Annotated in this window: 13 protein-coding genes; 1 reads left to right on the top strand and 12 read right to left on the bottom strand. The window is 34.9% G+C overall.

Translation table 11 applies throughout. The annotated features are described in order from the left end of the window. Positions 1-72 precede the first annotated feature (72 nt). The 10 genes from hxlB to recX form a co-directional block, all read right to left on the bottom strand. Positions 73-615, bottom strand: a complete 543-nt coding sequence (hxlB, locus tag AC1RPT_RS04510) for a 6-phospho-3-hexuloisomerase (RefSeq protein ID WP_481761513.1) — start codon at positions 613-615, stop codon at positions 73-75. Beyond that, complete coding sequence (locus AC1RPT_RS04505) at positions 612-1,238, bottom strand: orotidine 5'-phosphate decarboxylase / HUMPS family protein (RefSeq protein WP_481761514.1); 627 nt, start codon at positions 1,236-1,238, stop codon at positions 612-614. Before AC1RPT_RS04505 ends, hxlB begins: the two co-directional genes overlap by 4 nt. Continuing rightward, on the bottom strand, positions 1,238-2,197 hold the full coding sequence (locus AC1RPT_RS04500) for a sugar kinase (protein WP_481761515.1): 960 nt from the start codon (positions 2,195-2,197) through the stop codon (positions 1,238-1,240). The genes AC1RPT_RS04505 and AC1RPT_RS04500 overlap by 1 nt, the downstream gene beginning before the upstream one ends. 30 nt (positions 2,198-2,227) lie before the next feature. Beyond that, a complete protein-coding gene (locus tag AC1RPT_RS04495; RefSeq protein WP_481761516.1) occupies positions 2,228-3,514 on the bottom strand; it encodes a gluconate:proton symporter in 1,287 nt (428 codons plus the stop codon). Positions 3,515-3,517: 3 nt separating this feature from the next. Then, positions 3,518-4,264: a sugar phosphate isomerase/epimerase family protein gene (locus AC1RPT_RS04490; RefSeq protein WP_481761628.1), complete on the bottom strand. Its 747-nt coding sequence runs from the start codon at positions 4,262-4,264 to the stop codon at positions 3,518-3,520. Between the two features lie 16 nt (positions 4,265-4,280). Continuing rightward, positions 4,281-4,538, bottom strand: coding sequence for a hypothetical protein (locus tag AC1RPT_RS04485; protein ID WP_481761517.1), 258 nt, complete (start codon positions 4,536-4,538; stop codon positions 4,281-4,283). Positions 4,539-4,769: 231 nt separating this feature from the next. Further along, a complete protein-coding gene (locus AC1RPT_RS04480; RefSeq protein WP_481762409.1) occupies positions 4,770-5,750 on the bottom strand; it encodes a LacI family DNA-binding transcriptional regulator in 981 nt (326 codons plus the stop codon). Between the two features lie 160 nt (positions 5,751-5,910). Further along, on the bottom strand, positions 5,911-6,468 hold the full coding sequence (gene ntdP, locus AC1RPT_RS04475) for a nucleoside tri-diphosphate phosphatase (protein WP_481761519.1): 558 nt from the start codon (positions 6,466-6,468) through the stop codon (positions 5,911-5,913). 82 nt (positions 6,469-6,550) lie between these two features. Further along, a complete protein-coding gene (gene mutY, locus AC1RPT_RS04470) occupies positions 6,551-7,672 on the bottom strand; it encodes an A/G-specific adenine glycosylase (protein WP_481761520.1) in 1,122 nt (373 codons plus the stop codon). Then, positions 7,669-8,478: a recombination regulator RecX gene (gene recX, locus AC1RPT_RS04465; RefSeq protein WP_481761521.1), complete on the bottom strand. Its 810-nt coding sequence runs from the start codon at positions 8,476-8,478 to the stop codon at positions 7,669-7,671. The genes mutY and recX overlap by 4 nt, the downstream gene beginning before the upstream one ends. Before the next feature lie 105 nt (positions 8,479-8,583). Between recX and rlmD the strand changes: the two genes are divergently transcribed. Then, entirely contained in the window at positions 8,584-9,981 is a 1,398-nt protein-coding gene (rlmD, locus tag AC1RPT_RS04460) for a 23S rRNA (uracil(1939)-C(5))-methyltransferase RlmD (RefSeq protein WP_481761522.1), read from the top strand. Between the two features lie 39 nt (positions 9,982-10,020). Here the strand turns inward: rlmD and AC1RPT_RS04455 are convergent, their stop codons facing one another. Together AC1RPT_RS04455 and AC1RPT_RS04450 are read right to left on the bottom strand one after the other, a co-directional pair. Continuing rightward, positions 10,021-11,733 (bottom strand): N-acetylmuramoyl-L-alanine amidase, encoded by a 1,713-nt coding sequence (locus AC1RPT_RS04455; RefSeq protein ID WP_481761523.1) that lies wholly within the window; start codon positions 11,731-11,733, stop codon positions 10,021-10,023. Positions 11,734-11,798: 65 nt separating this feature from the next. Further along, entirely contained in the window at positions 11,799-12,899 is a 1,101-nt protein-coding gene (locus tag AC1RPT_RS04450; protein ID WP_481761524.1) for a glucosaminidase domain-containing protein, read from the bottom strand. Positions 12,900-12,943: the final 44 nt, after the last annotated feature.

Here is a 12,943-nt window from a genome sequence, read left to right as displayed (position 1 = left end):
TCAACCATTGTTGTAACTATAGTTATCCTAAAAAATAGCAACTACCATTTTAAAAATGATAGTTGCTATTTTTTATTCTAAATTACTATGGCTCGCCTTCGCCTGATCATTTGATACGTTGTCTCTACGACTTACCTTCAGCACTAATGCATCCAGAGCAATATGCACACTTTGATCAAATAGCGTACTCAATAATTGGATTGACTTTACACTATTATCAGCTTTTGTTGCACCAGGCACAACGACAACTGAGTTAGATACTTTCGCTAAAGGAGACTCGCCGTTACTTGTAAGCCCGACTACTTTAACGCCAATTTTCTTAGCACTTTCAGTTGGTTCAAGTACACTCTTAGTTGTCCCAGAGCCAGAAACAGAAACTAGCACATCCCCTTCTGCAATTGACGGTGTAATTGTCTCACCAATTACAAAGACCGTATAACCGATATGCATTAATCTCATTGCGAATCCTTTTGCCATTAACCCAGATCGCCCAGCACCTAAGATAAAAATTCTTTTATCTTTCGTAATTAACTTCTCAGCACCATTTAATTGGTCATCACTAACTTTAGCAATGACCGCGTTAATTTCATCCATTATTTCATCAAGTAAACTCATTTAATAACCTCCATAAATTTTTTTGCCATATCTAATGGTTTCTCATTATTCATTATTTTACCACCAACAATGATTCTTTCCACGATACCTTGAACAGCCAATCTTTTTGCCTGTTCAATATCAATACCACCGGCAACCGCGATTTTTTTTATATTTGGAAATTTAGCATGGAATTCAGCCACCGCTTTTACGGCATCAAAATCTTGATCTTTCTTATCATGTGAGTAATGTAATCCAAAAATGGCTTCATCAAATTTTTGTAATTTTTCAATTTTCGTCTCATCTACTTCCAATAAATCTATCAGAATGTTTTTTTTCTGATTAACCGTTAATTCATAAACTTGTTCAATCGTATCAATTGACGAACTTGCCATAACCGTTAACGTATCCGCGTTAGCAGAGAATCCCTTTTCAAATTCATAAACACCCTCATCAATTGTCTTTAAATCAAATAATACTTCTGATTGATTAACTTTTTCCGTAACAGATTTTAACGCATTTATCCCATAATCTTTAATCAAAGAGGTCCCAACTTCGATGACATTGACAACACCATCTAAGTAGCTGACGCTCTCCATAAGGTCTTCTAACGTAACGCGATCAATAGCGACTTGTAATTTCATTATTCCTGTACGCCTTCCTTTTTATAAAAATCCTGTAGTTCTTTAGGTGTTGGGTAGCCATCATTATCACCTGGTGTCTGAACTTGAAGCGCACCAACTGCATTTCCTCGTAAAACGGCTGACTCCATAGATTTGTTTTCCAATAATGCTGTAATAACGCCTAATGCAAATCCATCGCCTGCACCAACAGTATCCACAACTTTATCCACTTTGAAGCCTTTAATCGTTTTCATACTACCATCTGAATTTTTGATAAATGCACCACTTGCACCTATTTTAACAATTACCGTTTTTGTCCGTTTGCCTTTTAAATAAAAGTCGGCAATTTCTTCTGGATTATCACTGCCCATCAGAATTTTTCCTTCTTCAACACCTGGTAAAACAACATCTGCATAACCTGCCAGTTCATTAACGGTCGCAACCATATAATCTTTACTTTTCCACAATGTTGGTCGTAAATTAGGGTCAAATGTAATGAATTTTTGGTTATCCACAAGGCGTGTTAATAACGTTCTAAATGTTTTTTCGGCCACATCTGAAATAGCTGGGAAAATACCAGACATATGCGCTATTTTAACATCATCTAAATTTATTGCATCAATTCGATCACTTGTTAAATGAGCTGCAGCTGACCCTTTACGGTAATTAAAAGTCTCTGGGTCACCCGTTGATACGAGTTGTTTCAATTGATGCCCCGTCCAATGATTTTCACTTTCGCTAATATAATCGATACCCACACCATGTCCTGAAATAATACTCTTCGCGTATTGGCCAAAAGGTTCTGTTCCAACTCGAGAAACATATTCAACATCATGCCCTAAGCGTTTAACTCCGATCGCTACGTTTAATTCTGCGCCACCTAATATTTTCACATAATTAACTGATTCTGATAAGCTTTGATCCATATCTTTTGAGGCAAATGTAATGATTGGTTCGCCAATTGTTATAACTTCACTCATTATATTTTCTTCCCTTCATGTCTCTTAATTTTAACCGAAAAAGTAATAAACTAAAACTTCATTAATAATTGAAACAAACCACATGATTGGAACACCTCTTTTTAATAAATCTTTTGATTGAACTTTCATATAATCAAGGCCCCAAACATTCCATGATTGCGTGATTCCTGTTGAAACAGCAAGAAGCGCAGGCACATAGAGAAGTGGTAATAAGAAGGCATCATTGAACAACCCGGTTCCCGAAAGAACCGCTGCAGTTGCAGCTCCAGCACCCCAAACATGTAACGGACCTCTGAATAACGCGAGCGGTGCTAATACTCCAAATACAATAGCAAGGATTAAATGGTCATGCGGTAATATCAGACTAAATACATGTTGAAACCTAACAGCGTTCAACTGAGCAGCACCAGCAAACATCACTAACGCCATTAAAAACATAATCAATCCTGCGATATCACCAATCGCTTTTTGAATCGTACTATTCAAGAAGTCGACGAAATTTTTATATCCTTTCATATTTCCAGTAACAGCTATCGCAAACAATGTTGCTAAAGTTAATCCTGGAATAGCATCCCAGCCGAAAATCATATTCATAACGACCGGAATAATTGGTGCAACAAATGCAATTTTTGGTATGGGGCGACTTTCAGAATTTTGTTGTGTCTCACCAATAATTTTTAGATTTGAATCAACATTTTCTTGAGTAAATTTCTTGCGATGTAAAACTAAGAAAATAATTACCGCGATTAATTGAACTGTCATTGCTGTCCAACCGAAGATTAAGTATTGTCCGCCGTATACGGCATTTGGAAAAAATGCTTTAATTTGATTGAATAAAACAACATTAATGTACATTGGTGCCCCAATTGACATGACAAATGCAGTAAGTGCGATGTCTCTTGGAATACCTAGGGATAACATGATTGGTAATAAGATAACCCCTATCGCAATCACAGATCCCACTCCGTATGCGCTTACAAAAATAAACGCTGTTACCAAAACAATTAAAATAGCTGCTATTAATGGTCGTTTTTTCCCAACTTTTTTTGTTGCTTCTGAAATTGCAGGCGCAATCCCACTATCAACAAGAACCCTTCCGAACCATGATCCAAATGCAATATAGATAATTGTCGGTCCATAATTCAATGCTGGTTCAGCAAATACTTTTTGAACTGCCTTATCGAATGGAATTTGTCCAATGATAGACCATAAAATAGCCATTACGAAGAACCCGACCATGATGTTTCCACCCTTTAAAATATAAATAATAAATCCTACAAAAGTGATTAATAATAAAATCGGTATTAGGGTTGCCATAAGCTAGTCCTCAATTTCTTTTTTTAATAACACTATCTGGGATTGAATTAACGCTTTGTTATCCATCGGATATTCAAGAGCGAAAGCCACTTTTTTTGGTAGATGGGCTAAAATAGCTCGCCAATCAAACATTCCTTCATCTAAATTTTTCGACGTCATTAAGTTTCCAGCATTATTAATAACGTTTTTCAAATGGATATAGTCCGTGTATTGTGAAAGCTCATCTGCACTCTGAATAGCATCTTGTTTCGTAAAAGCCCAATTACCAAGATCATAAACATAACCAACAGGCACATTTTGTCGTTTAGCACTTTCTAAAAATGTCGTTAATGCCTTAACACTGCCACTTAATGCAGTTTGATCATTTTCAACATTCATTGTTATTTTGTCTAAAGGAAATTCACTAAAAGCCTGCTTTAAATCTCCAGTAAATGCCGCAAAATTTCCAATATTAAATTTAATTTTTTTGATTCCCATAATTAAACCTTCTTGAAAATAAGTAACTAATTTAGGGTTTAACGTGCCATTGTCTAAAAAAACTTGATCAGGAACACTATAATTAACAATTAATCCGTATTGTTTTGCTTTTTTTGCAACTTTGGGTAATTCACTATCTAAATCTTTAAAATATTCACGTCTAACTTCGATACCGTCAACACTTAATTTTGAAACGCGATCAACCAATTCATCCTGTTTAATTCCATTTTCTACATCATTCTCAAAAATCCATGTATTTAAAATAACTGTCATCATTTTTCCTCCAATATTAATATTTATTGAGTTTCTTTACCCTATTCATTAATGTCTCAAAATTCATGTCCTCGAATTTTTCTGCATTTTTATTATCAAAATTTTCTCGTTCTATCTCGTTAAAATTTTCTGCTAAGTAATATGCCGTCAAATAGGCTGCAAGGTAATTCTTAGCCGTTTTCACCATGTTTTCATCCTCAAACTTAGCCTCTACAGTTGTAGAGGCAAAGCCCAACGCAAATTTATCAACATCTAAAAAAGTTCTTTTATCCATTTTTAGCGCCTCCAATTCATTATCTATTAACAAGTTAGGTAAACGTTTACATGGATAGTATATATGCAGTATTCCATAATTGCAAGTCTTAAATATAAATATATATTTCTAAACAAGGTAAACGTTTACTCCAGTAAGGTATCTAGCCTGTTTATTTTTTTAACTTTAAATTACATTTTAAGGACAATAAAAAAAGACTTACCCTTGAGCAAGTCTTTTCCATATTAGTATCTACTTAAATTCAGCAGGTATAATTATTTTTTTATTTTTCGTATTTGTTTCACCATTTAATTCATTCAACAATAATTCTGCTGCACTAGCACCTAGTAAAAAAGGATTTTGATTAATCAACGAAGTTCCTGAATTAATCGCTTTTATGACTTCAGTATCTGAAAATCCCGTTACCGCTACCCGTTGATTGACCATGAATCCATCAGCGATAATTTTAGGTAGTAAGTAAAGCAACCAACGTTCCTTCAACGCAAATACAAGCGTTCTTTTATCATCACGTATTAATCTATTTTTCAGTTCAGCATATGTTTGATTTAATTTTGTATCACCATCTATAACCTCAATCACCTTAGTGTCTGGACTGACCGAATTAATTCCGTTATACCGCTCTTCCCGAGTTGAAATACCTGTCACTTCACCAGTAATGATAATGACTTGATCAAATCCTTGATTTAGATAATATCTTGTTACTTGTTGGCTAATATCAAAGTTATTTGTAACAACATTAGCTAAACTAGAATCAGAAAGTTCACGATCAACAATAACAATGGGCATGTCTCGTCTAACCGCATCCCTTAAATCGGCTTCTTTTCTAAGTATTGGTTGCATGATTAGTCCATCAAACGATTTTTCGCCAATAATTTTAAGGATACCTTGTTCTTTATATTTATTAGAATCGGAATCAAATAAAACCGCTGTATAACCTTGTGCATCTAAAATTGAGCTAATACCTTTAAACATTTCTGTGGCAAAATAATCATCCACATCTGAAACAATTGTAGCAATCATTCGACTTTTTTTTGTAATCATCTGTCTAGCCGCGTCATTAGGGACATAGTTTAATTCTTTAATCACATTTTGGACTTTCAATGCTGTCTCTTTAGACATACGCTCTGTTTTACCATTCAAAAAACGTGATACAGTTGCGATTGAAACATCTGCCTTACTTGCAACATCTTTTATATTCGCTTTAGTAGCCATTTTTTCATCCATTCATTAATTATATTATTTCGTCTAGTTTTCCTTTTATTCCGTTGCTAAACTATCTATATATTACCATACTGCTCAATTTATTAGAAAATACCTCACTAAAATAGTAAATAAAAAGGATAATTCTACTTAAAATTCAGAATTATCCTTTTTATTTATTATTTTCACGTTCCGCTAGTTCGAGGTAACGATTGTACCAGATATCTATATATTCTTTAGAAAATGGCCCTTTCCCGTTATCTATCCAGTCCACAAGTGTTCGGACGTTATACTTCAATATCTTATCGATATCGTCAGAATATTCCCATTTTTTCCCGTGTTCTGCATATTCATCTACATCCAATAACCGTTTCTCACCATCTGGGAAAACTTTGACATCTAAATCATAATCTATATATTTCAAAGCTTCCTTATCTAACGTGGCTGGTGAAGCCAAATTACAATAATAAGAAACGCCGTTATCACGTATCATGGCTATAATATTAAACCAATAGTGTTTATGAAAAAAGATAATTGCTGGTTCTCTGGTCACCCATCGCCGGCCATCTGCTTCGGTCACCAATGTATGATCATTACACCCAATAATCATATTCTCACTTGTTTTCAACACCATCGTATCACGCCATGTTCGATGCAAACTACCGTCGTGTTTATAACTCTTTATGGTAATGAAGTCGCCCTCTTTAGGCTCCTTTGACTGATTACTCATCTCTACCAAAACCCACTTTCTAAACACGTAGTGCATTTTACATCGATTGCATGAATATTATACCAAAAAAAGAACTATTTTACTAAAATTTATTTGAAGAAAGGCTGATATATTTGTCCCAAATTTTTTGTTGTACTTTAGGAACTGCAATCTGGTCAAAATCTTTTTCAAGTATGAATTCGCCAGGAAAATAACTTAAGTCAAACGATTTACTTTTCACGGTAAATAATTCAATTAACCATTTTTGATGGGTAAAGGTATGTTTTACGACGGAACCTTCTAATGCTGAAAAAATCAACTTATGGTTCAAATTATCTTGGCTCCATTGGCCTAATTTTATAACTAAATCATCCGTTAATAACACGTCTCCTGGTTTGTCTTCCAGTTCTTCCAGCTTAATTAAAGGAAACGCTAATAAATTTGCGAGCATCCCTTTACTAGAACGTTTCTCAAATAAATACCCTTTTTTTGTTTCAATTATCAAAGCAATATAGGGCATTTCAACTGGTCGCGGCTTCTTTGATTTCACTGGATAATCAAGTTCTTTACCATCTAAATAAGCTTGATTAAACGACTTAACTGGAGAATGTTCAGAATCTGGATTCTTAGCACTCATGTAACTTGAACCCAAATCCATGACAGCTTGGTTAAAGTCTCCAGGTCTTTCTTTAGAAATAATTTGTTGAATGACTTTTTCAAAAATAAGTCGGGTCTGTGGTTTCGCAATATCATCTTCTATCTCAAATAAGCGTGAAAATACACGAAAAGCATTACCATCAACGGCAGGAACAACTTCGTTAAAAGCAATACTTGCGATTGCTCCGGCAGTATATGGCCCAATTCCAACTAAATTTTGCAGTTCCTTAGCTGTTTGCGGCCATTGCCCAGAATAATCTTGAACAACTTGTTTTGCTGCTTTTTGCATGTTTCGAACTCTTGAATAGTAACCGAGTCCTTCCCATGCTTTTAAAATACGTTCTTCTGGCGCATTAGCAAAATTTTCAACACTCGGAAACCATTCCATAAATCGTTCATAGTACGGAATAACCGTATTTACTTGTGTTTGTTGGAGCATAATTTCTGATACCCAAATATGGTAGGGTTCATGGTCTCTGCGCCAAGGAAGATCCCTTTTTTCACTATCATACCAAGTTAACAATGCCTCTTGAAAAGCTGTGATTTTTGCGTCATCCCACATTATCATTCAAGCGCCTCATCTTGTTCTTTCAGCTCAATATATTCATTAATATCATCAAACTGAAACCCTTTTTGAAATAGCCCCTGTTTAACTTTCATGGCGCGCTGACTACCTTCCAAGCGACGTTGCCGTTTCCAGACTTTATCCCCTTGTTTAACAAGTGCATCCCATTCGGCTTCGGGATCAATTTCAAGTTCTAAGGCATCCATTATTTGTGAAATGTCATCAGACTTAAAGCCTTTAGTCATTAATGCCTGACGAACCTTGTTCTTTAAATTACTAAACGATTGATCGTGGTAATGCTTAACTAATTTTTCGGCGACTTTAATTCCATTTTCTAATTGGTCATCAACTGGAAATTCTTCTAAGGCTTCATCAATACTTTCAGCTGCAACACCTTTTAATCGTAACTTTTGGCGAATGACTGTTGGTCCTTTATCCGACGTGTGCATCATTGTTCTAACGTAACTTTTAGCATATTCAAGATCATTTACTAATCTAAATTCATATAACTTTTCGATTGTTTCTTCAATCGCGTCTTCCGTAATTTCATGTTTCTTCAAATAATCCTTAATCTCTTTTACGGTTCGCATTTGCGTTGATAAATAGTTTAACGCTTTTGAATACGCTTTTGAACGATCATCTGCATCAGCAATTTGTTTAATTAATGCCTCATCTAATTCCATCCCTTTAGCAAGATGAAATGAAATAAGAACTTCTTCCCCAATTGGAAAAGCATATTTTTCATCCAGAAAGACATTATATCGTCCAGCACGTTTTTGTGTGGTTATTTTTGTGATTTTTTTTGTCATATAGACTCCTTTAAATGCTTATCTTGTTATTATATCTTTGAACTGCCAAAATGCCAATATTCCTGTGTTATAATAAGAAAAAAGCAATAAGGAGTTTATAAAAATATGTCAGACAATCAAGAATTTGGATCAGAAATTGAAGCCGGTTCACGTTTTCCTTTAACTATTAAACGCTTAGGTATTAATGGTGAAGGCATCGGCTATTACAAACGTAAGATTACATTCGTACCTGGTGCTCTTCCAGACGAAGTCGTTGTAGCAGAAGTCACTAGTGTTGCAGATTCTTATATCAACGCTAAAATTCATAAAATTCGTAAACAAAGTCCTGTTCGCGTTGAACCAAAAGACGCAACATACAGTGAAGTCGGCGGAATTGAATTAGAACATTTAAACTACAAAGGCCAATTAGCTTTCAAAAAAGATGTTATCGTACAATCTTTAGAAAGATATAAACCGCGTGGTTATGAACACTATGATTTAAAAGAAACTATCGGTATGCAAAATCCATATGAATACCGTAATAAAGCGCAATTCCAAGTTCGCGAAAAAGATGGTCACGTCATCGCTGGACTTTACAAACCAAAGAGTCATGATTTAGTAGACTTAAAAGAATTCAGTACGCAACGTCCTACAACAATGCTTGTTATTCGTCACGTTGTTGCGTTATTAGAGGAACTCGGAATTCCTATTTACAATGAAGAAGCTAAATCAGGTATTATCAAAACGCTTGTTGTTCGTGAATCTTTTGATACCGGTGAGGTTCAATTAACCTTCATCACAAACTCGGCAAAATTACCTAAGAAACGTGAACTAGTTATGCATATCTTAGAAGAATTACCTATGGTTACTTCTGTCATGCAAAATATCAACAAAGGTGAAACATCACTTATTTGGGGTGACGAAACCATTAATATCGCTGGCCAAGACTTCATCATGGAACGTCTTGGTAAAATGAAATTCAAATTATCAGCACGTGCTTTCTTCCAATTAAACCCAGTTCAAACTGGCGTTTTATACGATGAAATCAATAAAGCTCTTAACTTAGATAAAAATGAATCATTAGTTGATGCTTACTGTGGTGTTGGTACCGTTGGCCTTTATGTTGCCCATGGTGCTAAAGAAGTTCGCGGTATGGATACAACACCTGAAGCGATTGAAGATGCACGAGAAAATGCTGTTCTATCACATCAAGAAAATACCACATATGAAGTTGGTAAAGCTGAAGATATCTTACCTAAATGGTTGGAAGAAGGTTTCGTACCTGATGCCCTAGTTGTTGATCCACCACGTACTGGTTTAGATGATCAATTAATTGAAGCCATCAATAAGAGTCGTCCTAAAAAATTTGTTTATGTATCATGTAATCCATCGACACTCGCAAAAGATTTAGAATTGTTAACAAAATCATACCGCGTTGATTATATTCAACCCGTTGATATGTTCCCACAAACATCAAAAGTTGAAGCCGTCGTTAAATTATCACGTCGTTCTTCAGGAAAATAAAGCAAAAAAAGAAGCCATAAAATGGCTTCTTTTTTTGCTTTAACTATTCGTTCGACCAACTAAGACGCTACCATAAGCCCAATAGGTCTTTCCTGTTTCAATAACTGTAAAACGGTACATATATGAATCTTCTTTACCATTTTCTTTAATTGTAGCCATGCAATCTACATTAACTGCTTTACCTCTAATTGTAGCATCACTTGCTCTTCCTGTTGTTACTGATAAATATGCTGAATTATAAACATGATTATGCAAGTAGTAAGTGCTTGTCGTACTTACGGTTCCAGTCTGTTTAAGTGACTTATAAGTAATTGATTGATTAAATGTTAAGGCCTTTGAATAAACCCAATATTTATTTAATCCTGATTTAATTTGATACCAAGTTGTTCCTTGGCTTCTATTTTCTGCTCGAGCTAATAATTTCACTGTTTGCCCAGTTAATTGTGTTGAAGAACCATAGTTAACCGTATTATCAGTAGAGTTCTTAACTGAGTTATAAAGCATATATTTATTACTATTAACTTTTGCAGTTTCTGAACCAGATGCACTATGCATTTCTAAATTAACTAGTGCATCCTTATTGACTGCTCCTGTGTAAACCCAATGATCATCTGAACCAATTTTAATACGATACATCGTTGATTTAGCACCATTATAATCAGTTATAACGGCTTTTTGATTAATTGTATATGTTCTATTTTTATAATTGGCTGAATCACCTGTCTTTTTAGATAGATAATCTGAATTGTATACATGATCATGTAACTGATATGACTTACCATTAAATTTAGCTGAAACATTCATTGGTGAGTAACTTACTTTTCTTAATTTTAAGGCGTCACTATAGATCCAATATTTTGTGGATGTCCCTTTAACACGGACGCGATACCAAGTAGTGCTACCATTTTTAACACCACGCATATCTGCATACAATGTTTTACCGCTTAACTTGCTGCTTGAACCTTTATCGACTGCGCCGACCGTCCCTTTAACATGGTTATAAAGACGGTAACTTGTATTATTCATCTGAACAGTTTCTGATCCAGCTGCACTGTGATATGCGACCTTCACACCTAATTGTGTGTAGTATTCTTTGATTAAATCATACAAGTCTGACATTGAATATGACTCATTAAACCATTTATTACCAGATTCGCTATAGTAACCAACTGGATCACCATGATCAGTTGCACCTAAATACTTACTGACATCTGCATGTGCCCAAACTGTTGCGCCCGCTCCATGATTGCTAGCAGTTGCTAAACTTGGTTTCAACCCATATTGTTGTAAAATATAGGCAGTATAGTAGGCGGCATTATTAACTTCTCGTGCAAATGCCGACTTGCTATGAACACGCGTTTCTTCAAATTGCACGAAACGTTGGTTACCTTTAGGACCAGAGCCCCATGACATGACGTTCGTTTTTGCAATATTAATAATATTATGATCGTCAACAAAACTGTGCACAAATGCATTACCATAATTGGCTTTCATAAAAGCCATTTCACCATATATGGTAGATGATGGGTTAGCTGTTTCATGAACAACAACACCTTCTGGTTTACCTTGACGATAAGTCATATCATCGGTTGGAAAACCACCCCAGATAGCACTTGTAATCTCATTTGGTGCAATATGTTGAGAATGTATATAATTATTTACCTTTGATGAAGCCGAAACTGATTGATTCATTAATCCAGCCGCTACAATCCCCAAAACAATGGCAAAACCCATTACTATTTTTTTCTGCATTTTCAATAACTCTCCTATTTTTTTATTGCTATCCCTTAGCAATATTAGTTCAACAACCTAATAAATTAATGTTTATTAATGGCTCCCTTATAGACCCAATGATTAGTAGATCCAATTTTGACTCGGTACATCGTTGATTTAGACCCATTGTAATCAGTAATAATCGCTTTTTTATTAATTGTATAAGTTCTATTATTATGTGTTTTTGATTGACCTGTCTTTTTAGATAAATAATCTGAATTATAAACATGATTATGTAACTGATATGATTTATTATTAAAATTTCCTGTATTTTTTACTGTAGAATAACTTGTTTTTCTTAATTTTAATGCTTGTTTATAGATCCAATACTTCGTTGATGTGCCTTTAACTCTTACTCGATACCAAGTTGTGCTACCTTCTTTTACGCCACGCATGTCCGCATAGACTGTCTTACCTGTCAACTTAGCAGCCGCACCTTTATCACGACTACCTGCTGTTCCTTTAACATGATTGTAAAGACGGTAACCAGTATTAGCTACTTTGACTGTTTCAGAACCGGCTGCGCCATTATAAGCGACTTTAACGGTATTATCTAAACTAGCTAAATTATATCTAGAAATTAAGTTATTTAATTTTTTACCGTAGGCACTACTTGTCGAGTATTTTAAACTCAATGATGCTGTTGCTTTTTGATAAGTACTAGCTTTTTCACGCCATGTACCTGAGTAATACTTAGCATCCCAACTTACACCGTTACGTAAATGGTTGGCATAATCTTGAATAGATGCTTTAGCATTTGGGTATTTTTTAAATTTAGACACCGCATAATAAGCTTTCCCTTTGCTATTATATTCCAATGATTTAACTGAATATGATTGTCCCTTATAGGCACCCTTCATACCAAAAAAATTATTAGCCTTTTTTGCCAACGTACTTTGACCCCAAGAAGATTCAAGAATCATCTGTGATAGCATCACTGATGGATACAAGTTTTTATCTTTTGACACTGCTTGAATCGTTGGTCCATTCTTTTCAATGAGAGCCTTTGTTTGGGCAGTCGTGGCTGCCGTAACTGTTGATTCATTTTTACTTTGATTCCCAATTGGTAAGTTTATTGAGCTAAATCCCGTAATAGCAACAAATGTTACCGTAACTAATTTTGTTAACAACTTTTTATTTTTCATATTTCCCCCTATTTTTCCGAAATTATCAGCTTTAATTATATCAA

This window comes from Dellaglioa sp. CoH-56-MRSF-11 (assembly GCF_056782135.1).
The sequence above is the reverse complement of the archived record's forward strand: the minus strand, read 5'-3'. Positions and strand labels throughout refer to the sequence as shown.

Coding starts and splice junctions, on each gene's coding strand:
- AC1RPT_RS04505 (WP_481761514.1), bottom strand. CDS start 1,238: ATGAAATTACAAGTCGCTATTGATCGCGTTACGTTAGAAGACCTTATG.
- mutY (WP_481761520.1), bottom strand. CDS start 7,672: ATGATAATGTGGGATGACGCAAAAATCACAGCTTTTCAAGAGGCATTG.
- AC1RPT_RS04450 (WP_481761524.1), bottom strand. CDS start 12,899: ATGAAAAATAAAAAGTTGTTAACAAAATTAGTTACGGTAACATTTGTT.
- AC1RPT_RS04485 (WP_481761517.1), bottom strand. CDS start 4,538: ATGGATAAAAGAACTTTTTTAGATGTTGATAAATTTGCGTTGGGCTTT.
- recX (WP_481761521.1), bottom strand. CDS start 8,478: ATGACAAAAAAAATCACAAAAATAACCACACAAAAACGTGCTGGACGA.
- AC1RPT_RS04500 (WP_481761515.1), bottom strand. CDS start 2,197: ATGAGTGAAGTTATAACAATTGGCGAACCAATCATTACATTTGCCTCA.
- AC1RPT_RS04480 (WP_481762409.1), bottom strand. CDS start 5,750: ATGGCTACTAAAGCGAATATAAAAGATGTTGCAAGTAAGGCAGATGTT.
- rlmD (WP_481761522.1), top strand. CDS start 8,584: ATGTCAGACAATCAAGAATTTGGATCAGAAATTGAAGCCGGTTCACGT.
- AC1RPT_RS04495 (WP_481761516.1), bottom strand. CDS start 3,514: ATGGCAACCCTAATACCGATTTTATTATTAATCACTTTTGTAGGATTT.
- ntdP (WP_481761519.1), bottom strand. CDS start 6,468: ATGAGTAATCAGTCAAAGGAGCCTAAAGAGGGCGACTTCATTACCATA.
- AC1RPT_RS04455 (WP_481761523.1), bottom strand. CDS start 11,733: ATGCAGAAAAAAATAGTAATGGGTTTTGCCATTGTTTTGGGGATTGTA.
- hxlB (WP_481761513.1), bottom strand. CDS start 615: ATGAGTTTACTTGATGAAATAATGGATGAAATTAACGCGGTCATTGCT.
- AC1RPT_RS04490 (WP_481761628.1), bottom strand. CDS start 4,264: ATGACAGTTATTTTAAATACATGGATTTTTGAGAATGATGTAGAAAAT.